The sequence below is a fragment of the Microcoleus sp. B9-D4 genome (assembly GCF_036705105.1).
GTDB lineage: Bacteria > Cyanobacteriota > Cyanobacteriia > Cyanobacteriales > Microcoleaceae > Microcoleus.
In genome coordinates, this window is sequence record NZ_JAUBTS010000087.1 from 1 (window position 1) to 21,240 (window position 21,240).

At 45.1% G+C, this 21,240-nt stretch carries 25 protein-coding genes and 1 tRNA gene; 18 read left to right on the forward strand and 8 right to left on the reverse strand.

The window, feature by feature from the left end; genetic code table 11:
- On the forward strand, nucleotides 1–206 hold a 206-nt coding region (locus tag QUB24_RS30395; protein WP_333157293.1), incomplete at its 5' end, for a hypothetical protein.
- 78 nt (nucleotides 207–284) lie between these two features.
- Here the strand turns inward: QUB24_RS30395 and glgA are convergent.
- From glgA to QUB24_RS30415, 4 genes are all read right to left on the reverse strand, one after another.
- The gene (glgA, locus tag QUB24_RS30400; RefSeq protein WP_333157294.1) at nucleotides 285–1,760 is read right to left on the reverse strand and encodes a glycogen synthase GlgA; all 1,476 of its coding nucleotides are present in this window, start codon (nucleotides 1,758–1,760) and stop codon (nucleotides 285–287) included.
- A 197-nt stretch (nucleotides 1,761–1,957) separates the two neighbouring features.
- A complete protein-coding gene (locus QUB24_RS30405; protein ID WP_333157295.1) occupies nucleotides 1,958–2,257 on the reverse strand; it encodes a hypothetical protein in 300 nt (99 codons plus the stop codon).
- A complete protein-coding gene (locus tag QUB24_RS30410) occupies nucleotides 2,254–2,442 on the reverse strand; it encodes a hypothetical protein (RefSeq protein WP_333157296.1) in 189 nt (62 codons plus the stop codon). Before QUB24_RS30410 ends, QUB24_RS30405 begins: the two co-directional genes overlap by 4 nt.
- Before the next feature lie 90 nt (nucleotides 2,443–2,532).
- A complete protein-coding gene (locus QUB24_RS30415) occupies nucleotides 2,533–3,261 on the reverse strand; it encodes an AIM24 family protein (RefSeq protein WP_333157297.1) in 729 nt (242 codons plus the stop codon).
- Nucleotides 3,262–3,441: 180 nt separating this feature from the next.
- On the opposite strand from QUB24_RS30415, the gene QUB24_RS30420 reads away from it, so the two are divergent.
- The 4 genes from QUB24_RS30420 to QUB24_RS30435 all read left to right on the forward strand — a co-directional run bounded on the left by QUB24_RS30420 (nucleotide 3,442) and on the right by QUB24_RS30435 (nucleotide 7,852).
- Nucleotides 3,442–4,938: a glycosyl hydrolase family 57 gene (locus tag QUB24_RS30420; RefSeq protein ID WP_333157298.1), complete on the forward strand. Its 1,497-nt coding sequence runs from the start codon at nucleotides 3,442–3,444 to the stop codon at nucleotides 4,936–4,938.
- A gap of 547 nt (nucleotides 4,939–5,485) precedes the next feature.
- Nucleotides 5,486–5,620, forward strand: a complete 135-nt coding sequence (locus QUB24_RS30425) for a hypothetical protein (protein ID WP_333157299.1) — start codon at nucleotides 5,486–5,488, stop codon at nucleotides 5,618–5,620.
- 381 nt (nucleotides 5,621–6,001) lie between these two features.
- Nucleotides 6,002–7,273, forward strand: a complete 1,272-nt coding sequence (locus QUB24_RS30430; RefSeq protein ID WP_333157300.1) for a hypothetical protein — start codon at nucleotides 6,002–6,004, stop codon at nucleotides 7,271–7,273.
- A gap of 36 nt (nucleotides 7,274–7,309) precedes the next feature.
- Nucleotides 7,310–7,852: a hypothetical protein gene (locus tag QUB24_RS30435; RefSeq protein ID WP_333157301.1), complete on the forward strand. Its 543-nt coding sequence runs from the start codon at nucleotides 7,310–7,312 to the stop codon at nucleotides 7,850–7,852.
- Nucleotides 7,853–8,646: 794 nt separating this feature from the next.
- On the opposite strand, the gene QUB24_RS30440 is transcribed toward QUB24_RS30435, so the two are convergent.
- Nucleotides 8,647–9,306, reverse strand: coding sequence for a hypothetical protein (locus QUB24_RS30440; protein WP_333157302.1), 660 nt, complete (start codon nucleotides 9,304–9,306; stop codon nucleotides 8,647–8,649).
- A 67-nt stretch (nucleotides 9,307–9,373) separates the two neighbouring features.
- Between QUB24_RS30440 and QUB24_RS30445 the strand changes: the two genes are divergently transcribed.
- Both QUB24_RS30445 and QUB24_RS30450 read left to right on the forward strand, forming a co-directional pair.
- Nucleotides 9,374–9,907, forward strand: coding sequence for a hypothetical protein (locus tag QUB24_RS30445; protein ID WP_333157303.1), 534 nt, complete (start codon nucleotides 9,374–9,376; stop codon nucleotides 9,905–9,907).
- Complete coding sequence (locus QUB24_RS30450; protein WP_333157304.1) at nucleotides 9,907–11,280, forward strand: O-antigen ligase family protein; 1,374 nt, start codon at nucleotides 9,907–9,909, stop codon at nucleotides 11,278–11,280. The genes QUB24_RS30445 and QUB24_RS30450 overlap by 1 nt, the downstream gene beginning before the upstream one ends.
- On the opposite strand, the gene QUB24_RS30455 is transcribed toward QUB24_RS30450, so the two are convergent.
- Together QUB24_RS30455 and QUB24_RS30460 are read right to left on the reverse strand one after the other, a co-directional pair.
- The gene (locus QUB24_RS30455) at nucleotides 11,253–11,552 is read right to left on the reverse strand and encodes a hypothetical protein (protein ID WP_006633230.1); all 300 of its coding nucleotides are present in this window, start codon (nucleotides 11,550–11,552) and stop codon (nucleotides 11,253–11,255) included. The genes QUB24_RS30450 and QUB24_RS30455 overlap by 28 nt on opposite strands.
- Nucleotides 11,553–11,601: 49 nt before the next feature.
- Entirely contained in the window at nucleotides 11,602–12,213 is a 612-nt protein-coding gene (locus QUB24_RS30460) for a DNA-3-methyladenine glycosylase (protein WP_333157305.1), read from the reverse strand.
- Between the two features lie 20 nt (nucleotides 12,214–12,233).
- Between QUB24_RS30460 and QUB24_RS30465 the strand changes: the two genes are divergently transcribed.
- Nucleotides 12,234–12,356 (forward strand): hypothetical protein, encoded by a 123-nt coding sequence (locus tag QUB24_RS30465; RefSeq protein ID WP_006633228.1) that lies wholly within the window; start codon nucleotides 12,234–12,236, stop codon nucleotides 12,354–12,356.
- A 173-nt stretch (nucleotides 12,357–12,529) separates the two neighbouring features.
- Here the strand turns inward: QUB24_RS30465 and QUB24_RS30470 are convergent, their stop codons facing one another.
- Nucleotides 12,530–13,048 (reverse strand): pentapeptide repeat-containing protein, encoded by a 519-nt coding sequence (locus QUB24_RS30470; protein WP_333157306.1) that lies wholly within the window; start codon nucleotides 13,046–13,048, stop codon nucleotides 12,530–12,532.
- A 515-nt stretch (nucleotides 13,049–13,563) separates the two neighbouring features.
- On the opposite strand from QUB24_RS30470, the gene QUB24_RS30475 reads away from it, so the two are divergent.
- The 10 genes from QUB24_RS30475 to QUB24_RS30520 all read left to right on the forward strand — a co-directional run.
- Nucleotides 13,564–14,067 (forward strand): hypothetical protein, encoded by a 504-nt coding sequence (locus QUB24_RS30475; protein ID WP_333157307.1) that lies wholly within the window; start codon nucleotides 13,564–13,566, stop codon nucleotides 14,065–14,067.
- Nucleotides 14,068–14,175: 108 nt separating this feature from the next.
- A complete protein-coding gene (locus tag QUB24_RS30480; protein ID WP_333157308.1) occupies nucleotides 14,176–14,616 on the forward strand; it encodes a translation initiation factor in 441 nt (146 codons plus the stop codon).
- 187 nt (nucleotides 14,617–14,803) lie between these two features.
- Nucleotides 14,804–15,400: a hypothetical protein gene (locus QUB24_RS30485; protein WP_333157309.1), complete on the forward strand. Its 597-nt coding sequence runs from the start codon at nucleotides 14,804–14,806 to the stop codon at nucleotides 15,398–15,400.
- Between the two features lie 118 nt (nucleotides 15,401–15,518).
- Nucleotides 15,519–15,605, forward strand: a tRNA-Arg gene (locus QUB24_RS30490).
- A 204-nt stretch (nucleotides 15,606–15,809) separates the two neighbouring features.
- Nucleotides 15,810–16,640: a KilA-N domain-containing protein gene (locus QUB24_RS30495; protein ID WP_333157310.1), complete on the forward strand. Its 831-nt coding sequence runs from the start codon at nucleotides 15,810–15,812 to the stop codon at nucleotides 16,638–16,640.
- Nucleotides 16,641–16,660: 20 nt separating this feature from the next.
- On the forward strand, nucleotides 16,661–18,115 hold the full coding sequence (locus QUB24_RS30500; protein ID WP_333157311.1) for a transposase: 1,455 nt from the start codon (nucleotides 16,661–16,663) through the stop codon (nucleotides 18,113–18,115).
- A 233-nt stretch (nucleotides 18,116–18,348) separates the two neighbouring features.
- A complete protein-coding gene (locus QUB24_RS30505; protein WP_333157312.1) occupies nucleotides 18,349–19,782 on the forward strand; it encodes a hypothetical protein in 1,434 nt (477 codons plus the stop codon).
- A gap of 230 nt (nucleotides 19,783–20,012) precedes the next feature.
- A complete protein-coding gene (locus QUB24_RS30510; protein ID WP_333157313.1) occupies nucleotides 20,013–20,492 on the forward strand; it encodes a hypothetical protein in 480 nt (159 codons plus the stop codon).
- Nucleotides 20,489–20,998, forward strand: a complete 510-nt coding sequence (locus tag QUB24_RS30515) for a hypothetical protein (RefSeq protein ID WP_333157314.1) — start codon at nucleotides 20,489–20,491, stop codon at nucleotides 20,996–20,998. The genes QUB24_RS30510 and QUB24_RS30515 overlap by 4 nt, the downstream gene beginning before the upstream one ends.
- On the forward strand, nucleotides 20,999–21,240 hold a 242-nt coding region (locus QUB24_RS30520), incomplete at its 3' end, for a hypothetical protein (RefSeq protein WP_333157315.1). It abuts the gene before it with no gap.

Below are 21,240 nucleotides of genomic sequence, written 5' to 3' on the forward strand. Positions count from 1 at the left end.
CGTCCTTTTTGGACGGGCGGGACGCCCATCCCACAATAACAATTAAAATTGTAAGTTATTTAATTCGCGATCCTAAGCTGTCGGGCATCTTGCGTTGTATTTTTCGGGCGGGCGGGACGCCCAACCCCTACTCCCCACAACAATTTCATCTGAGATGTTGCACCATTCTCAATAAGCCTTTTATGAACAGGCTTTTCGGCCTGTGAAGCGAGAAAACTCATTCTTTGTGGGACGGGCCCCAGAGCCCGTTCTTGACAATGGTGCAGCATCTGAGATCCTACGGCTTATTTGTGTCTAATTAGCTCGTAAATTTCCACATAGTCTTTAGCTGGATATTTCCACGAATTGTCACAATTCATGCCTTGAAGCATGAGTTTTTCAAATTCATCATGATAGTCATACCACAATCCGATCGCCCGATCAAGCGCCGACTCTAAAGCCGAGTAGTCGGTTTGGTAAAACACGTAACCGTTGCGTTCTTCCGGCAGGTGGCGGGTGTCGTAATCTCGATCGAACACAGTATTCACCAAACCGCCAACTCCCCGCACCACAGGAACAGTGCCGTACCTCAACCCGATCATCTGAGTCAGCCCGCAGGGTTCGTAATTACTGGGAACCACAATCATATCCCCACCGGCGTAAATTAAGTGCGACAGTTCCTCATTAAAACCTAGTTCTAAATGGCAGTCTGGATTATCATTTAAAAACTGTCTTTCGTGCTGGAAATGCGCGTTAATTCCCGCTTCCGTCGCGGAACCCAAAAGCACGAATTGCGCTCCCTTACTCAGAGAGTAATAAATTGCATGGTGGACGAGATGGACACCTTTTTGGTCGTCTAAACGACCGATAAAGGTAATAATAGGCTTGTCAGCATCGCGCAATAACAGCCGATCGCGCAAAGCTTTTTTAGTTTTGGCTTTTCCTGCCAAATCCTCCTGATTGTAGTGGTGCGGAATATAGCGATCGGTCTCAGGATTCCACACATCGTAATCAATGCCGTTGAGCACCCCGCGAAACTTCTCTTGATATAAATGCAAGGTGTGCCCCAAACCGTAGCCACACTCGCCCATATGAGCTTCCCAAGCATGGTGGGGCGAAACCGTGGTGACAAAATTCGAGTAAACAATGCCGCCTTTCATAAAGTTGATAGCAAAAGGGTTAAAGTTATCTCGGAGGCGATCGTAATCAAAATAATAATCCTCTCGATTCAAACCCGTTGCATTCAAAATATCGCTACCCCCCATGCCTTGATGTTTGAAATTGTGAATGGTATAGCAGACTCGCTGATTTTCCATCCAATTGTATTTGTAAATTTCAAACAGCATGACTGGAATCAAACCCGTTTGCCAATCGTGACAGTGAATCACATCGGGACGCTTGTTGCTTCTGAGCAAAAATTCCAAAGCGGCTTTGCTGAAAAATGCAAACCGCATATTGTCGTCATTGCACCCGTAATAACAGCCGCGATTAAAAAAGTTATCTTGAGAGCGAGGTTCGATGAAAAAACACAACTGCCCGTGCACCCAGCCGCACAAGACATCACAGAGGATTTCGCCGCCGTACCAGGGCACAGCCAGATCCCGGTAGGCCTCGTGAAGTCCCCAAATGTGGTCGTACCTCATGCAGTCGTACTTGGGTAGAATAATCTCGACGCAGTGGCCGGAATTCTGCAACTCCCGACTCAAACCGTAAACTACGTCGCCCAAACCTCCTGCTTTGATGACGGGGGCGCACTCCGAGGCAATTTGTACAATGTACATTTTTTTTCTCGCTCCTGGATGAATCAAAAAGATATTTTCTTAACATGACAAAGTATATGGTTTCTCGCCAAATAAGCAAGTAGGCCATTGGGAATACAGGGCGATCGGGCTCCCAGAAGCCGAATTTGCGGCGGTTGCGATGGGCGATATCGTTTCGGCATTGCTGCAACTCGATCGCAAATTCTGCAAAACATAACTCATCTTCTCGCATTTGTCAACTCAATCTTTTGAGTCAAATCGCCATTTGTCTCGTCTAGTTCCGAATAGCGATCGAATAACTCACTCAAAGCTTCTTCTCCAACAATTTCTCCCTTACTGACAAACTTCTCTACCTCCACCGAACCATCACTCAAAAATTCAATTTCCCACCGTTCCCCAGGTACAGCTACAATTACCATCATAGCTTCATCGCGATGATGCGCTAAACTGTAATCGATCGCCTGTTTTTCCAATTTTTGCAAAAATAATATTAGTTGGTCAAATCCATTATTTTTCATCTATCAAATCTCCGATCGCTCAACAATTTGCGAACCATCTTAAAGCCTGGGATATTTTCTTCAGCACCTCTTTCTATTTGCTCCCATATCATTTCGCTAAATTCTTCCCAACTTGGCGAATTGGCCGGAATCTGTGCTTGTTTTATACTACCTTTTTTACCTTTGAGAATCTCAGACACTTTCATGCCTGCAAATTTGTGTGCGATGTTTCTTCCTCCTTATCTTACATAAATCCCACTCATAATTCTCATACCGATCGAAAAAAATGCAATAACTCAACCCAAACCCATAGCATCATTTTCACATATTAATAATTTACCTTTCCCCTGATAATACCAAACATAACCCTCTCCACCGCCTTTGCCAAAATGACCTAATTTTCGATAATCTTCTTCAATCCCCTTGGTAAATCCTTTCACCAAATCGCAATCAGCTATCAAAGTTTCACCTTGTTTGAGTTCGACAACCTTAGCCGGTGAATTTGTAGCAGCTACAACTATAGCTTTTTGCTCGCGCAAAGCTGTAACAGCAATTCTCCACCTACCGTCATTAGAAGCAGCCACTTGTCGGAATTTCAGTTTTTTAGCACCGATAACTACATTGTCCGAACAAAACTGAAATACACCGTCATCAAATTCCCACTGCTCCCCATCCGACAGAGCGATCGGCGTATAATGCAGGAAATAGCCTTTTTGTCTCGGTTCCAATTTCACCGTACCAGTGCCTTGATATACAGGAGCATTGTAGTCCATTTCCGTTGTCAAAGATACCCACATATCTTTTAAACGGTTATCCGTTTTATAAACACCGGAAGTCAATTTCCCCATACACCAATGCAGCGCACCTTTTTGAACAATCACTCCCGAATTGTTCAAGTTAATTTCCGCTTGCTGAACGAGGGGAATATTCTTAGTGGGATGGTAAAACTTGTTCGTTTCTGGATTGATGTTATTTTGAACGTACCACAAATCGGTTGGTTCCAAAACCTTGATTTCGTATTTCATAATTTACCTCGCCTATTTACGTGAAATGTGTTAAACATTTTACCCAAGATTAGGATCTGCCGCGCTCCCGGACTTATCCTGTGAAATTTATCTTTTGCAGACATCCTCTGCTACTGTTAAAGTATCTAGCTATCTTAGCAATAGCAGACACGGTTCCTCCACAATTGTTGAGAAAAATTTATGCCTGCGATCGCACAATCTCCCAATTTACCCATTTTACAAGAAATCAACTCAGGATTACCCAATATTTGCGGCTCCGAAGCGGAAATTAAGGCCGCAGCCAATAGCAACGAACCAATCTTTCTACCTACCACAAATCTGCGCCTAGAAAACATTCAAGCCGGATTCGCCTGCGCCCTGCATATGCACCAACCCACCATTCCTGCGGGTGCAAACGGCGAACTGATCTGCAATCTCCAGCATATGTTTGAACATCCCAACCAAGGAGACAACCACAACGCCGGAGTGTTTGCTTGGTGCTATTCCCGCATGGGAGAATTTATTCCCCAACTGATTGCCGAAGGCTGCAACCCGCGCATTATGCTCGACTATTCGGGCAACTTATTGTGGGGATTGCGCCAAATGGGACGCGACGATATCTTTGATAATCTCAAGCGGATTACCTGCGATCCTCAATATCAACCTCACGTAGAATGGCTGGGCACAATGTGGAGTCACGCCGTCATTCCCTCAACTCCCATTCCCGACATCAAACTTCAAATTCAAGCATGGCAACATCATTTTGCGGCCATTTTTGGCTTGGATGCCCTGAAGCGCGTCAAAGGTTTTTCGCCCCCAGAAATGCACTTTCCCAATCACCCAGATACACTTTACGAATACATCAAAGCTTTGAAAGAATGCGGCTATCGCTGGCTGATGGTGCAAGAACATTCTGTAGAAAATCCCGACGGTTCGGGATTGTCGCAAGATCAAAAATACATTCCCAACCGTTTAGTGGCCCGCAATTCTCACGGCGAAACAATCAGCATCACGGCTTTGATTAAAACCCAAGGTTCAGATACGAAATTGGTTGGTCAAATGCAGCCTTATTACGAAGCAAAAGGACGCAATAAGCAGCAAATTGGCAATGTCACAGTTCCTTCTTTAGTCACTCAGATTGCCGACGGCGAAAATGGCGGCGTGATGATGAATGAATTTCCCAGCGCTTTTGTCAAAGCTTGGCACGAAAACCGCGAACAAGGCGGGGGAAAATCCGGTGTTGTTGGTTTAAACGGCACTGAATATTTGGAGATTATTGAAGCGGCGGGTGTTAATCCTGATGATTATCCGATTTGTCAAGGGGTTAACCAGCACAAAATCTGGCACCTAGTCGATCCTGATAGTGCGACGCCGGAAAAAGTGGAAAGTGCGATCGCCCAACTCAAGCAAACAGACCATAATTTTCACATGGATGGTGCTTCTTGGACTAACGATTTGAGTTGGGTGAAAGGCTACGAAAATGTCTTAGAACCGATGAATCTACTCAGCGCTGCATTTCACCAAAAATACGACCCGCTGTTGCAGCAAGATGCGACAGTTACCAAGCAGTTTGAATACCAGCAAGCTTTGCTTTACAATTTGTTGGTGCAAACAAGCTGTTTCCGCTATTGGGGACAGGGAACTTGGACTGATTACGCGCGGGAACTTTACAACTGCGGTGCTGCTTTAATGAAGTAGGAAAAGTTTGCAGTTGCGGTATGACGAAAAAACCGCAACTGCGAATTTTACCAAATTTTACAAACAAATAATTTCAGTGCACCCGGATTTTATATCAACAGTCATGGACGCATGGGGGCTCAGAAACCGGGTTTTTTTACGGAAATCTTTGATTGTAACCCGCAGATTCGGTAAAAAACCCGGTTTCTTTAGTCTGTGTGCGATACGTAAGTCCTGTTACATAAGTGTTAAGTTGACACAATTTCTCTCTTTTGTGAAGATTGTGTAAAGTTAGCTTGTGTGCGAGAGTGCCAATTTCATTTCCAGCAGTCCTCTTGACGCTTTTGACAACAACCGATCCGAAACGCCGGAACTCAGATTTTTTTATAAAGATTCTGTGAAGTTAACTTCTTTTTAACAGATAAATCTCTAGTTGAGCATTAGTTTCAGATACAAACTGAATTCCAAAAAGCTCCGTATAAACCCTGTATTTATATCCAAATAGTCATGCTAATTTTAGTGCATCAGTTCAATTGTTAGCTATCAATTCATTAATCAGGGAAATCGAATGAATAGTTATGAACTACTGGAAAAACACCGCAGCGAAAAGCATTCCTGGGACAAATCTCACTCTCTTCAACTAAAAAGCTCGCACGTACCGAGTTTTGTATCAGTTACCATCAAACAATTGAACCCTTTCTAACCTTTGAGTTGAAGTCTGGATTTTGTGCAGGTAACGCAGAAAGAACTTGCTCTTCAAGAAGGCTTTCCTCCTCGTTCAAGGCTGGATTTAACTTACGGTTATCAGCCCAGTATACGGCAGAGTATGCCAGACAATTATTGGTCAAAATCTTCCTATTATTGACCGAATTCTGCACCGCAGAAGAATGATTGTCAGCGTGTATTGGGATATTACAAGTATACTTTGGTTGAACATCCCGGAGAGTCGAGTGTCCGTTGGGAGAAGTCCTGTTTGGCTTATGATAATTGGTGCGGCGGTGTAGTTCTGGTTTTTTCGTTGATTGTCTTGTAATTCAGGGGGCGAACGATGAGGTATTTTCTCCGGTTTTTATTAGCTTTAGTAATGGCGGCGCTCCTGGTAGTAACCGATGGAAGTATACAAGCTGTCGGAAATCAAGATTTAAAACTTGAAAAGGTAACAAACATGGCATCTAGAAAATCTAAGCGCAGCAAAAAGTTCAAACAAAATGACCTTCAACTGAAAGAAAATGACCTTCAATTGAAAATGGAATGGCCAGAATTTGTGGCAATCTCCATCCCCGAAAATAAGCCCGGTGTCACTGCTGAATTCAGCTTTACTGTCAGCCTGACTAATAATACACCAGTCGCTATTCCCTTGGCTATAGATTATGATGCTTTAATTCCAGAAATATTCGGGCCAGATGGTCAAGCACTGCACCGAAGAGAACCGATAAATAGGCAAGTTGGGAACGGAGAATATCATGGCTCCTTAGTTGGGATCAGACAGCAGATATCCACCTCTATGGAGGGAAGACTGTCTTGGCAAAATAATTTACTTCAACTGATATTACATCGCCCAACCTACGATGCAAGCCCTATTGACCTCGATAAATCTTGGTCTTTTGATACTCTTGGGCCAGGCAAATATCAGGTTCAATTCACTTATGAAACTCCGACTGGGACGATAGTATACACAAATCCATTCACTGTTTTTAACATTAGAAAAATACTAGAGGGAAAAGAAGTACCTCTAGAGAAAATAGAAGTAACTGGGATCGGTCAGTTGGTAACTCCCTTAGCTAATTTTCGCCTAATTCAACCTGTTGGATTGAATAACAGTGCAGTGGAAGTAGATGGGATTAGTTTTGAAACTCTCATACCGGAACCATTGTTAACCCTGCCAAATAAGAGTGAGAGTTCATACCAATCTGTAGAGATTGGTATCCGGATCGCAAATAATACTCTAACCCCATTTCACTTCCTCTTCTGTGCCAGTTTTTCCCCAGAACTTGTAAGTCCAGAGGGTCAGGTGAAGTGGAGTGGTTATGCTAACGACTGGATGAGAGCGATTGAAGAATCTGACTTTCTGTTAGTTCCACCTGGAAAGAGTGTGACATTTTTTCCAGGTATCAGCCTCTTCTGGACTAATCATAGCCAATTTTCTCTTATTGTCTCTAGCGGAAATGGTGGCGCAGGCTCTTTTGACGAACTCAAGCCAAGTATATATCACTTCCGCTTCCAGTATTACAATGCGAGCGACACCATACCAAAGAAAAATCTTGCTGGGGAGTCGATTGCAACTCGGCCAATAGAAAAAGTTTGGACTGGGTGGGTGGATACTCCCTTTGTTGAATTTCGCTTAATAGAGCTTTGAGATGAATTAGGATCGAAAATAAGGAGGACAAACATCATGACTGTTCCCGAATCAAGTAAAAATAATGCTGTTGAAGTTGATGGTATCCAGTTTGAAACATTAGTCCCAGAGCGAGAACTAAAAATTCCAAATGTAGAGAGTAAAACAAAGGTACAGTTTGGAATTAGCCTTACTAACAATTCCCCTATATCCTATAGGTTTATGTTTTTCTGCTTGTCGCCCGAAATCAAGCGAGAGAATGGGAAATTAATACAACGAAGTTATGCTAGAAATGCAACTAACTTACCGACAGCATCAGATTTTTTGTTGGTTCATCCCAAAGAAAGTTTGACATTTTTTATAAATTGTCAGCTCTGTTGGCGTGACTTTCAGCTTAGACTTACAGGCTATGACGGTACTGGTGGAGTTTGGAGTTTGTACAATCTGAGACCAGGTGTATATAGTGTTAGGTTTAGTTATAAAAACCGCTCGAAAACAGGAAAAATTGATGTAGGGATGACACCATGGCAATTCTTAGAACCTATGTGGACGGGTGCGGTTGCTACGCCCTATGAAGAATTTCGTATAGTGCACCGATGATGTGAAGTTGAGTCCTGGTGACTCTCCGTAGATGATTTCAAAAAAAGCTAATCTTTTTTTAGCTATTAACTTATGAGGAGCAAAAAAATGGTATCGAAACAGTATCCTTTAGCTTTGTTCACAACAACAGTTTTAATCACACTCACAGCTCAGCCGGGAGTTGCCTTTACTATTAAGTTATTAACAAATCCAGACTACTATGTCCCCTACACTGTGGGAGATGCGGAGGGTGCGGCTTGGATCGTTCCACCTACTGTTATTAAACCAGGTGGAACTAATGAGCTTAAAAGCTTGCTAGCCGATTTTTCGAGAAGGTATCCGGGCAAATGGATTTTTGAGACAGGACAAGAATTAGAGGGAAGTTTTAACATTAAAGATTATTACGCCTGCGGTCCTCAAACTGACTGCGGAATGCTCTCGACAGAAGGAGGAGTTGGGTCTAATATTTATTTACAGTTCGATCCCAAAGGTAACGACCCAAAAATTAAGAGTGCAAATCCCACAAAACTCAAGTGGATTCAACGGGTGAAGAGTAACCACAGTCTCACAACTGACATACATAATGACATTGAAAATATTCTTGACATCAAGCGAGGACAAATAAGCCCGTACTATTCCGGTTATGAAGGAAGTTTATCTACATACAAGTATTTTGGAGATTCACCATATAGAGCAGATCCCTTGAACAATCATACCTGGAATGCGGAACTATACTTAGTGGAAGAGGTTTTTATTCCACAAAGCACAACCAGGAAAGTCATAATTTACAATGGAATCAAATGGGGTTGGAGAAATCAAATATTTCGCCGGAAACAACCAGTTCCCGTCCCCGCTCCCGTTCCAAAGCCAACTCCGACTCCAGTTCCCGTAATTCCAATTCCCGTAATTCCAATTCCATCATTTCCACCAATTCCCAATCTAAATCCATCTCCATCTGCACTTTGTCCACCAGGTTTCTCTCCTAAAAGCGGTAGCACGATTATCGCCAGCAGTGGCAGCGGTGGCGGCGGAATAGGTTGTGTGGCATCATCGCCATCACCATCGCCCACACCATCACCATCGCCCACACCAACCCCATCACCTTTGCCCACGCCCTCACCTTGGACTCCCTCGCCCTGGCCGACACCTGCACCCTGGGCAACAGCAACACCAACCCCATCACCTTTGCCCACGCCCTCACCTTGGACTCCATCACCTTTGCCGACACCTGCACCTTGGGCAACATCTCCACTGGGGTCAACATCATCAACTGTCGTTGTCTCAACATCAACAACAACTACTACATCACCCTCACCCAGCCCTCGTCCAGCGCCAGCACCGAGTCCGCGTCCAGCACCAGCACCCCGTCCGGGTGGGCGTCCGATTCGGGCGGTTCCCATTTCTGCGATACCAAACGCTAATGCCCAGAGCTTGCGGAAAAGCTCACTTTTTGAGAGCAGTAGCAAAGCTAACACTGACTACTTAACAGCAATCAGCAGCGGCTTACTCGAAGACCCAGAACTATCATCAACAGACAATAGTTTGAACAATGCGAACCTAGCCAGTATCAGCAGTGACTTACTAGAAAACCCAGAACTATCATCAGCTTCCAGCAACGAAAACCAAGTAAATTTAGCCAGTATCAGCAGCGACTTACTTGAAGACTCAGAATTATCATCAACAGACAACGATGAAAACCTAGTAAATTTAGCCAGTATCAGCAGCGACTTACTTGAAGACCCAGAATTATCATCAACAGACAACAACGAAAATAACGCAGATATAGGAGGAATCAGTGCCGACTTACTTGAAGACCCAGAACTATCTTCAGAGGATAACAATTATAACGAAGTAGATTTAGCAGGCATCAGTGCCGACTTACTTGAAGACCCAGAACTATCGTATCTTGACGATACTCTCACCGCAAAAACTCCAAAAGTCTCATCTAAAAAAGCCGAGGAGGATGCCCTCGCCGCCGCAGCCGTTCCCGAACCAACCACCGCATTAGGAACTTTATTTGCTCTAGCTGTATTGCCTGTAATTAAAAGACTCAAAAACCGGAAAAACAAAGAGTAATGAAAACCCTCTACACCGTGCTGTTTACCCTCAGCATCATCCTCATTAACCCCTGGGGAAGCAGCCGGGGCCTCATCTGGACTTCCCCCAAAGTATTAATTATTTGGCTAATAGTAGGAGTCAATCTCGCCCTCTTGTGGGAACAAAGAAAAGCCCTAACCATTCCCCGACAGTGGAAAATCTCGCTAATACTGTGGACAATTTTTCTCTCAATCGGAGCTATCTCCACTCTACAAAGTCCTTTCCCCTTAACCTCTTTCTTCGGTCAAGACCAAATGGGAGATGGCTGGCTCTACTGGCTGTTAATCGCCGCCTTCACCCTCAGCAACAGCTTGCTCCTAATCGTACACCCGCAACTCATAAATTCCCAATTCCAAGGACTGCTAATTGGCGGCATGATTCTTTCTCTTAGTATCTTCCCCCAAATCATCGACTGGCGGATCGACTACACCGCCACAATGGGGCAAATTATCAGAGCTGATGTTAATGCCAGCAGCATTTTTCAAGGACAGCAACCCATCGGATTGTATTCCCACAGAGGTCACGCCGCCATAGTTTTAGCATTAATAATAATTACTGTTCTTGTCGGTTGGTTTTCGAGATTTACCACAACTAAATTAACTGCAATTACTTTAATTTTAACTGTTCCCGCGCTGCTGCTAACATCTACCCGAAGTGCTATTTTAGCTCTGATGGTTGCGAGTGTCTATTTGCTGAGAGGCAAATCTTACAAAATCCTTGTAGCTATTGTTCCGATCGCCATAATCGCTATTGGCATCATGACTGTCAGCAGACCCCTAGATTGGAGCAAACCTTCGATCGCCCAAATCATGTCCAGCCGATCGCCCATGTGGACGCTCTCAGCGCGCGGCATCAAAAAACGCCCGCTATTTGGATGGGGATTTGACGGTTTGGGCATCGCCTATCCATACATCCGAAATGCTCAAGTAACTCCGACCGTTGTAAATTTAGACGAATTTACTTACAACTATATTAACATAAAAGGTGAAATCAGCACTAGAGAAACTCCTACTTACAAAGCTCACAATTGGATTCTGGATACTACTTTATCTGTTGGCATTTTGGGGCTGGTTGCTGGCATTGCAGTTTGGGGATATTATGTCTGTTTAGCGCTGAATTATTCTATGGGCGGTATTGAAGCGGTTGCTATTGCTTATCTCATTTTCACTTTCACTTGGTTCGACTGCGCTCAATACGCACATATTGCCTGGTGGACGATGAGTTTCGCCACAGTTAAATCTGCTTCTGCTACTCGTTTTTCTCGTTTCGGGGCAGAGTCCGGGCAATTACTAATTAGCAATTACCCATTCCCCATTACCAAATCTTACATTTCCTGCATCAGCCGCAAATAGTTTTGCCGCATTTGCGTCATATTTTCCATCATTCTATTAGCCATATCTTTCTCAACATCGCTCATTTGTTGCCAAAATAAAGCCGATCGCCTCGCCATAATTGCTTCTTCCCACAGCATCTCCAAAAGTTGGGCGGCCATTGGGTTTTCAGCATCGATAATCCCACACAATTGCTCGAAGGCCCGGTTGGCTTCGGTGTGAGTGCTAACATCCTGAACCAGGCTTAGGCATTTTTTGAGTTGTACGATCGGATTTTCAGAAGAGTAAGCCATAATTTCACTGAGATAAGGGACAAAATTTACACTGATACCTTTGAGATTACTAGAGTTGTGACACAGCCGTAGAGTTCCCTACATACCAGCGCCAAGGCAAATCCATTCCTTGAGAAATCCCGATCCGCGTAGTTTGTACAAAATTTATTGTACCCTCCTCCACAGCTTGCTGAAAGTGCTCGCTCCGGTGTTCCAACCGCAGCGGTTGGCCGGAACCCAAGGGAAAACCGCTTAAAGTTCGATCGATCAGCAGTACCTTACACAGTTTCCCAGGCCCGGCGGCGAGGCGCGATCGCTTCTTATCAGGAATTGCAGCGAATTCTTTTGGAACCACATCTACCTGCAAAGCTCGAATCAGCACACCACTAGCAACTCCCTCTGCATCCGTCACCACGTTAAAACAGTGATACATCCCGTAAATTAGGTAAATGTAGCTCATACCCGCAGGCCCGAACATCACCTCATTGCGTGGAGTTCGCTGTCGGTAAGCGTGACAAGCGGGATCTCCCGGGCCGTAAGCTTCGGTTTCGACTATAATTCCCCGAATCGTCTCGCCGTCAGGAAACTGCCGCACCAGAGTACAGCCCAGCAAATCTGGCGCTACGCTGGTAGATGGCCGCGCCAGCCAAAAAGATTCTACAATCTGAGTATTTGCACTCACTCAACCACAGCAGGTAAATTATGGACGTTAAGTTAGTTTTAGCAGTCTTGACAGCAGTTTTCACCGTTTGCTGTCTGTTCTTCGGTACAAAAAACGGATTCTACGATACTGACAAGTATCACGGTAACGGTTCTGCTCACTAATTTTAGGCGGCTGTTAGTTGCTTAAAAAAACCGCCGACTGACTGACAGGTGGCGGTTTTTTTTTAATGAACCACAGAGGCCACAGAGGACACAGAGAAAGAGAAAAGAGAGAGCAGAAAGAATGAAAAGAAGTTGACAAATGATGACACAGCAGATTGCTTTATGGGCTGCAATTAAGGATGAATTTTGCCATCGGGCATTTTAGCTTCTTGCAAGCTAGCATTTGAGAATTCAGCGCATCCCATGAGGTTGAAACGCATTGTCGCTCCTCGATCCGTTGCTTTCATATTAAAACCAACTACTGCATTTTCTGGGTTATTCTGTTCTGGAACAGCGGTGACATTAAAATCCATATTTGCTTCTTTTTCATTAGCCTCAAGGTTGAAAGTAATGCCGCTACAGCCCAAATCAGCTCCGGTCAGGTTGGCTTTATTTAAGTTAGCATTTTTTAGGTTGGCATTGGTCAACTTTGTTCCTGATAAGTTAGCACCTTCTAAGTTGGCTCCCTGCAAGTTGACTCCTTGCAAGTCTAATCCTTTTAGGTTGGCATTGCTGAAATTGCATTCGGGACACTGTTTGGTTTCCAGCAATTGCTTGACTTGGTTTTGTTGATTTGAAAAAGTTAGATATTTTGCCGCAGTAAATATAACTGCGATCGACAAAGCAGCAGTAAGTAAATTTTTAAATTTCATACAAGTTCTGAAAAGCTTTCATAGCTTTCTTTTGCGGTTAATATATTGCTACAATAGTGCGATCGACCTCTCCAGAATTCCCACGAAAAAATTGCAGGCATCTCTGACAAGCAGTCCGGCGCAATTAAACACCGCCAAACTTATACATCCCCCCTCCTTTCCCTCGCTAGTGCTGCTTTGAGCTTGGCACTCGCCCCCCTCCGTCTGCTTCACTTTGCTTTGAGCAGTCCATAAACGGAATTTATTTTTCCCCGAAGGCGCGCATTTGCATATACCTCCAGACTGAAATAAAAGAAACTTTATTTATATCCCTGGAATGAGTAAATCATCGAGAGATTTGAGGATGATTAATCTAGAAACGCAATACCGTACCTGCGCTGTTAAATTCTCAGCAACTACTTTTGTCAAAAGTGCTTTGAGAAATTAATTTACTCTAAAAACTGTTAGCAGCAGCTCAGGTTCCTCAACCTCGCCAGAACACACCCTACCTATAATCCCGACTATTCGGAGCGGCAATGAACACAATCAAACCCGAACCCAAAAGATCGCGCTTCATGGCTCTGCTGCTGACAACGCTGCTGACCTTTCCCTTTGTGAGTGCTTGCGGTTCTGACGAGCGAACTTACGCTCCCCCGCCTCCTGTTGACAACACTCGCGCTGGAGGAGTGCAAACTAATCGCGCCCCCACTCCTTCCCCACAAGCGAAAAAAGGACTGAGCAATGCTCAAAAAGTAGGGATTACTTTAGCAGGAGCCGCCGCCCTTTACTACATCTACAATCAGCACAAAAATAAACAAGAAAAGGGGCCGCAGGGAAAACATTACCTTTCCAAAAACGGTCGGGTGTACTACCGCGATGCCCAGAATCGCGCGGTCTGGGTAACGCCCCCGCCTGAAGGAATTAAAGTTCCGGAGTCCGAGGCAGCGCGTTACCGCGAATTCCAGGGGTACAACAACCAAAATACCGGTCGAGACCTTACTACCTTGCCGGAAGCTACAAGTCCTGTTCCGGCACAGTAGTCTAAGCATTTGAGATTTTAGATTGCAGGTTCTGTGACTTTCAATTAAATCTGGGATTCCCAATCTAAAACATTCGTTTTTCAGCACATAAAAAAGAGGAACTTTATCATGGTAGACGGATTTTTGCGGAAGTTAAAAGATGCGATCGTCGGGCCAGACAGCGAGCAACTCGATCCTGATGGCAATTACCAAGATGCCTCCAATGCCGGACAGTACGGCAACGTGACTCCAGCCAGCCAAGACCCCTACGGCGACCCGGCTGAGTACGGAGAGTATGGCAACGTGACTCCCGCCAGCCAAGACCCCTACGGCGACCCCGCTGAGTACGGAGAGTACGGCAACGTGACTCCGGCCAGCGAAGACCCCTACGGCGACCCGGCTGATTACGCCGGTACCGACTACGGACAGTTCGGTAACGTGAGTCCGGCCAGCGAAGACCCCTACGGCGACCCCGCAGACTACGCAGCGGATGCTGGAATTTTCGGCGACGTGAGTCCGGCCAGCGAAGACCCCTACGGCGACCCGGCGGATGACGAAGAGTTTAGTTGAGTATGTTGGCTAGAAAATTTACCTGGTAAGCAACTGCACCCCTGTGGGGGTGTTTTTTTGTTGGGAGCTAGCAGCGGTATCTTATGTTATTTAAAGATTGAGAAATATTTACATTCTTTTCTTGTTTTTGTTCCTAAATTTGTTTTGTTGTGTTATCGTCTGAGAAGCACAGAAAGTTTTAGGAGCTATGGCACAGGATGTTGGGCGGGAACAGCACGTTAAGTGGTTGAAAGAGCAAATTAACCAGCAGAAGTCGGAACTTGCTGAAGTACAGGCGGAAGCTGTAAAACTAAAAGCAAGTATTGTTTATTACGAAGGTATGCTGGCGCTGGTGGCTCCTGATGAAGTTGCATCAACACCCACAGATGTGGTTTCCGAAACAGAAACACTGGCTTTGAATGTGGGCCAAGTAGCTTTAACAAGTTCTCTTGGTGCAGACAAACATCTAAAAGAAGGTCTAGCTAATGTGAGTTCTGCTTTTGAAGATGCAAGTCTTGAAAAAGCAAGCTCTCAAAACAAACATCAGCGCAACCCTGTTCAGATGAAGCGTCCTCAGTACCTGGGGCTGACCTTTACAGAATCCATAGAAAAGGTTTTGAACGATCGTCAAGAGCCAATGCTAGTCGATCGGATTGTCGAAGCTATATTTGACGCGGAATCTGAAGAGGAATTTTGGCGAGCCAAAAACTCCTTGAGCGTAGAATTGCGTCGGGGCGCAGAGACACATAAAAGGTGGAAAAAGCTTGGTCGAAATCTTTATGCTTCAAATTTGTGCAACGAATAATCCGAGTCAAATAATGCGAGCAACACGATGATGACACCGCAAATGATATTTTCTCCGTTAACAAACAGCGACGATGCTTTGAGTTCCTAATTCAAAGTATCGCCGCTGCATTCTACTTGGGGATGTGGCGGAACTGGAAAACGCATCCGGCTCCTAACCGGATAACCTGCCAGGGTTTTTGTGGGTTCGAGTCCCACCATCCCCACAGATAAGGATCTTGCTCGGTAGTGGCTTTGGGCTATACACCTGAGCTGCAAGAATTTAATTTCTTGCGGTCTAGAGTTTCTTGTGCTTTTATCATAGCACATTTGTCAACCCTTAGCTAGTACCACACGGTCACAAATATGTCAAGACTGTTTTGGATTTTAGTGGAGGTTTTTTTGCGATGGGGAAATTACGGAGTAAGAACATGAATTACAAAGGTTTAGTGATTCATTGTCAGCAAAACGGTGGGCTAATCTGCCTGACCGATATGTGGAAAGCTGCCGGGTCTGTTAAATCCCAAGAGCTAGATAAGTGGTTGATACAGAAGCGTATCTGTGAACGGCTGTTGGAATTAGTGCTTGAAGCTAAGCTTGAGTTAAAACCCGTTGTCGAGAGAACTTTTGTAGAACAACCAGTCGCTAACTCTGCATGTAAAAAATACAGAGCTTGGGCAAGCCAAGTCAGAAAATTAGCTAAAGATGTTGGTCTGATATCAACTCGGGGAGGTATAGGCGGTGGAACTTATGCCATAGACAAGATAGCCATCGAATATGCCGAATCCTTGTCTACAGAGTTTCGTGATTGGGCGCGAAATGCTGTCAAAGAAAGGATTGAAGAAGAAGTAGATCCAGAACTCGGCGTTCGCCGTAGTCGGCAAAGGGCAGTTAAAAATTGGGAAAAGCAAGGCAAAAGCCGTGAATATATTGGAGCCCGTCTTGACTCTATTCCCAAAGAAGACTTTTACGAGGCAGCGTTGTATGAACATGGGGTTCAGGCTCCACTGCACTTTGCTCATTGCAAGGCGAGGGTGTATCAGCCGATCATTGGTACTACGGAAGATTTCCGAACAGCCAGAGGATTGAAAAAAAGACAAAACTGCAAAGATGGCATGACAATGGAGGAACTGGCTGCTACAGATTTTGCCAAAGTTCTCAGTGCCAAGCGGATCAACACGCTCAATCCTAATGGGGTGAGCTCATGCGCTAGCATCTCCCATTCCACAGCGCAGCAAGTTGCTCATCTGCTCAATCAGTAGCCTGGTTAACTTAGTACACTATGCTGCTTGCTTACGTTTACAAGCTGAATCCATCGCCCAAACAAGCTCAAACAATCGAGCGGTGGATTCATTTGCTTCGCTTGCAATACAACTTTAGAGTTAGGGAGCGAACAGAAGCCTACGAGCAAGCAAGATTTCCTGTTATGGGGAACTACTGCTTCATAGAAACTCAAGCCGAGTGTTGCCCCCTTGCTTGCTCGTTAAGCAAAGGTGCTTTGTACGGCAATCCTTGGACAGCAAAAGGCAAGAAAAGGACTCCACTCGCTCAACAAGATGCCAATTTGGTTGACCTGAAGCAAGAGCGTCCTTGGTATAGAGAAATCTATCACCATGTTTTGCAACAAATGCTAAAACAGGTTGATGCTGCTTTTGGGCGCTTTTTCCGAGGATGGGGCAAATATCCGAAAACAAAGCGACAGGGTAAATTTAGCTCTTTCACCTACCCGCCGGGAGATGTCGCCTTTAAAGGGAATAAAGTCCGACTTCCCGGTATTGGCTGGATTTCCTTTTTTCAGTCCCGACCGTTTCTTAATGGTTTCAGCATTCGTTCCGTCACTGTGCGGAAAAAAGCAGATGGCTTTTATATCTCTGTTCTGTTGCAAGATGAGTCGGTTCCAGATGTTCCAGCAGCAAATCAAGTTAAAACAGCAGTAGGAGTAGATCTGGGTATCAAGAAGCTAATGTCTCTGAGTACGGGACAAACCATTGCCAATCCCAGATTTTATCAACAGATGGAGCGTCCGCGATCCCAACTAAACCGTGCTATCAGCCGCAAGGTTGTAGGTTCCCGCCGCAGAAGAAAAGCCTGCCAGCGCTTAGCAAGACTGGAACAAAAAGTTGCTAATCGACGAGAGGATTACCAATGGAAGATAGCTAATAGCTTGGTCAAGCAGTTTGACCTGATTGTGTTTGAGAATCTTAATATTCAAGGCATGATGGCACGCTGCAAACCAAAGCAGGATGAAAACGGAAAGTATTTGCCTAACGGTCAATCTGCTAAATCTGGACTGAACAAAGCCATTACTGATGCTGCTTGGGGTTCCTTAAAACAGAAAGTCAAGATTTTGTCCGAAAGGGCGGGCGTTCTGGTTTATGAAGCGGTACCTCACTTTAGCTCTCAGGAATGCAGCGAGTGCGGGTATGTCAGTCCCACAAATCGAGATCTGGAGAAGTTTATCTGCCAAGAGTGCGGCCATCATGAGGATGCCGATGTGGATGCTGCAAAAGTTATTTTGCAGCGCGGCCTGGATGGACTGGGAATTTATTTGGATGCTGTACCGAGAGTCCCTCGGAAACAGGATAAAAGTACGCCCGAGGAGCCTGTTGGAAGACAGGGAAAATCATCCGCGTTGGTGGGTGAGCCTGGGAACCCTAAGAGAGTTCCAGCAATGGGAGTTATTGGAGTGGAGGGGAGTTTGAGCGATCGACTCTCGGCCTTTATGGCTGTCAATTGAAATCGGGTGTGTCTGACCAAGTTGCGAGCGCCCAAAAATTAGGCATTTTCTCAAAAACGGAGAGGGTGGGATTTGAATTAGCGCTGAGTTCTCTATCGACGCTTTTACGTTGTTCTAGCCATTTTTTGTGCCTACTCTGAAAGTCCTGTTTTGGATTTGAGCGAATACCGAGCGACTTGCTGTACGCTGTCTACAGCAAGCAAACTCGGCATTCTTATAGTAGGGAGCGAAAGATGAGCGAAAAGTCTAATCCAGTCACGGCAAGTACCACTGGAGACTACCTGGTTGGTTACGAGCGGATTCTGGACTACTTCAAACAAGCACAGAAGGAATGCCCCAAGGGCGTAGGACTAAAAAGAGACAGGAAAGCTAGCGGTGGCTACATAACACTTCAATTCAAGTTAGGCGTCAAGCGAGTCAATAAAGCCTGTGGGTGTTACCTGACAATGCAAGGGATTACTGATGCTTTGAGGAGGGCTCACCTAGTCGCTAGCGCTTTAGAATCACTAAAAACCGAGTCTCAGTTCTTGGCTTGGTATGATGATGTGATTCTAGAAAAGAACGTCATCAAAAATGATTTGATGACGTTCGGTGAAGCGATAGCAAGAGTAGAGAAAGAATATTGGGATGGACACACAAAGCGTCGTCAACCTCGCGACAAGAACAATCCTAGCCACCAATATAGTTGGCGATGTGTTTACGGACACTATTTCAAGTTATTGCCACAAAATACAGTCCTGAACCTGGCAGACATTCTACTGGTAGTTCACAGCAAGCAAGTAGGAACTAAATGTTTCAAAAACTGCTTGTGCGCTATGCGTAAGCTTGCTGAGACTATTGGTAACACTGACTTGCTTATTCGCCTTAAAGAAATTAACGGCACACAGACACAGTTTAGAGAAGACCTTCAGTCTATATCAGTGGATGAATTTTTTAAATTTCACGAAGAAGTTTTAGCTATCTCCGAGGATAAGCGATATAACTTAGAGTCACGCAAACGATGGTTGTGGGTATTCTCAATGCAGGTGGTGTATGGTTTTCGAGTACATGAAGTGTTCGCGATTCAGAACGTCAACGAACCGTTTAAGACAAAAGATGGCATTACTATTCCGGCACTGAGTGAACCAAGTAACACGAAAATGATTGCCGTAGTAGGGGAAAAAACCAAGTTAGAAACCACGACTAAGACTGGCTACCGATTGTGTGTACCAATGCTTCCTCCGACTCATTCGGATTTAATCGAGCGCTTGGGAATCAAATTAGGGCAATTGCCTGAAGTTAGGTTGACATCGAACAATCCAAAGACAATTTCTGGTGCATATAATGACCGTGCGTGGGCTACTTTAAAAAGATGGAATAAGGGTTTTACTCAGTCTCACGCTTTACGCCACCTAGCTAATCTCAACGGTCAAATGGCAGGGATGTCCCAAGAAACAAGAGCTAAGAGTTTGGGGCATTCAACGCAGATGAATGAAGGCACTTATAAAAAACGAGCCAATACTAAGACGACAATTGACTTACTAACTCATTCCACAAAGGAAGCTATTCCTCTGGGTAGTGCGATCGAAGTGCTTAAACAGTTGGGAGGTGATGTGAAAAATATCAAACTGCTAGCTGCTATTTATGGCATTACGCCTGACGAAGTGATGGAGTTGCTTGCCGAATAATTTGAAACAAAACTTTACAGTCCCTGTGTTGACAAGGAAGTGTAAGTCTGCAATCGTGAGTAACTAAGGAAGATTGATGCGCGGTTGACGAGCACTGACAATGCTAGCCAAACCACGACTTCCCCAAACGTTCATCTACAACGGTTGGAGCCGAATAATTATGACATTTTCAGACGATTGTCTTGACGGACGATCGCAACTCTTAATGATTGAGTTGATGGGGTTTTGCCATGACTAAGCCAACCGTCAGCTACCGTCGCATTGACCACTTGCGGGCGATCGCCTATGGCCGTGGCTTCACCAATGAAGACGCCAGACAGTTTGGGAAGCTTTCTAAAACTGCTACGTGGGAAGCGCTGCTAGAACTGTACCTCGTTGACGGTGAATCGCTTGACCCAGTGAATGTAGACACTGTAGACAGTTTAAGTGTAGACACTGTAGACACAACACCTGAACTGCTTGACCCGCAAGCTGTAGACACTGTAGACACCCTAGATTGGACTAAGGACGGTTCGTTCCCTGTGTGTGGCTTCACCCGCCAGAATTCCACCAGCTTTTTAGACTGGGTTGATTTTGGGCAACTCATCGCACTCGTACTCGCATCGGCGGGAGTGTTTGTGCTGGCAATGTCTATGTGGCGACAAATCAATCCCTTGAATTTATTTCCCTCACCTGTTCGCATCAACATTCAAATCGGGACAAAATTATGAGCTTACAACTACGCCTTTTTGGGGGCAATTCTGATGCTGGAAAACTCACTGCCAGCAACGACGGTGGCCACGCTATCGACAAATCAACAGTTTTAGCAAGCACTGACGCAAGCGTTATCACCCCGCTAAATCCTGGTAATTTTTCTAGCATCCGTAGTGTTCCAGTTGTGCCAGCACCGCGCTATTTCACGAAGGAAGAAGCGGACGCTATGAAGGACTTGGCAAAAGAGAAAACCGACGGTGCAAAACAATCTAAACGTGCCTATGAAGCACTAGGAAAAGTCGAAGAAGCCGATGCCAAAGTTCACCGCCATCACCGCAAATATGAAGGTGTTGTGGCTGATAATGAACTGGGTAAAAAACGCTCAGACACTCGACTGGCTAAGCACTTGCACAGCTTGCGTCCCGGTTATGCGCGACTGGGTTTAGGGATTGATAAAGCTGACAGTGATGCCCGCACTCGGATTGATGCGATTAAAGCCAAGTTGACGGGAGGGACTAACTAAATGAAAGCGATGTATCTGGCAAATTACTTCGTTGCCGGGTGCGTCGCTTTCTCCCTTTTGGGGTGGATAGCGAGTCTGCATCCAATGGCAATGAAAGCCGTTTTATTCTTGTTAGCAGCTATTGCGATTGCTTGGGGGTTGAGTTGGTTGCTTGACTACTCCCTAAGTAAACTGCTCAAGATTTCAGTGGCTGATTTACAAGCGCTTTTAATCGGCGGTTTAGCTATGCTGCTGATTGGTTT

Coding starts and splice junctions, on each gene's coding strand:
- QUB24_RS30495 (WP_333157310.1), top strand. CDS start 15,810: ATGAATTACAAAGGTTTAGTGATTCATTGTCAGCAAAACGGTGGGCTA.
- QUB24_RS30485 (WP_333157309.1), top strand. CDS start 14,804: ATGGCACAGGATGTTGGGCGGGAACAGCACGTTAAGTGGTTGAAAGAG.
- QUB24_RS30500 (WP_333157311.1), top strand. CDS start 16,661: ATGCTGCTTGCTTACGTTTACAAGCTGAATCCATCGCCCAAACAAGCT.
- QUB24_RS30450 (WP_333157304.1), top strand. CDS start 9,907: ATGAAAACCCTCTACACCGTGCTGTTTACCCTCAGCATCATCCTCATT.
- QUB24_RS30410 (WP_333157296.1), bottom strand. CDS start 2,442: ATGAAAGTGTCTGAGATTCTCAAAGGTAAAAAAGGTAGTATAAAACAA.
- QUB24_RS30435 (WP_333157301.1), top strand. CDS start 7,310: ATGACTGTTCCCGAATCAAGTAAAAATAATGCTGTTGAAGTTGATGGT.
- QUB24_RS30430 (WP_333157300.1), top strand. CDS start 6,002: ATGGCGGCGCTCCTGGTAGTAACCGATGGAAGTATACAAGCTGTCGGA.
- QUB24_RS30405 (WP_333157295.1), bottom strand. CDS start 2,257: ATGAAAAATAATGGATTTGACCAACTAATATTATTTTTGCAAAAATTG.
- QUB24_RS30475 (WP_333157307.1), top strand. CDS start 13,564: ATGAACACAATCAAACCCGAACCCAAAAGATCGCGCTTCATGGCTCTG.
- QUB24_RS30425 (WP_333157299.1), top strand. CDS start 5,486: ATGAATAGTTATGAACTACTGGAAAAACACCGCAGCGAAAAGCATTCC.
- QUB24_RS30480 (WP_333157308.1), top strand. CDS start 14,176: ATGGTAGACGGATTTTTGCGGAAGTTAAAAGATGCGATCGTCGGGCCA.
- glgA (WP_333157294.1), bottom strand. CDS start 1,760: ATGTACATTGTACAAATTGCCTCGGAGTGCGCCCCCGTCATCAAAGCA.
- QUB24_RS30515 (WP_333157314.1), top strand. CDS start 20,489: ATGAGCTTACAACTACGCCTTTTTGGGGGCAATTCTGATGCTGGAAAA.
- QUB24_RS30510 (WP_333157313.1), top strand. CDS start 20,013: ATGACTAAGCCAACCGTCAGCTACCGTCGCATTGACCACTTGCGGGCG.
- QUB24_RS30505 (WP_333157312.1), top strand. CDS start 18,349: ATGAGCGAAAAGTCTAATCCAGTCACGGCAAGTACCACTGGAGACTAC.
- QUB24_RS30465 (WP_006633228.1), top strand. CDS start 12,234: ATGGACGTTAAGTTAGTTTTAGCAGTCTTGACAGCAGTTTTCACCGTT.
- QUB24_RS30455 (WP_006633230.1), bottom strand. CDS start 11,552: ATGGCTTACTCTTCTGAAAATCCGATCGTACAACTCAAAAAATGCCTA.
- QUB24_RS30415 (WP_333157297.1), bottom strand. CDS start 3,261: ATGAAATACGAAATCAAGGTTTTGGAACCAACCGATTTGTGGTACGTT.
- QUB24_RS30470 (WP_333157306.1), bottom strand. CDS start 13,048: ATGAAATTTAAAAATTTACTTACTGCTGCTTTGTCGATCGCAGTTATA.
- QUB24_RS30420 (WP_333157298.1), top strand. CDS start 3,442: ATGCCTGCGATCGCACAATCTCCCAATTTACCCATTTTACAAGAAATC.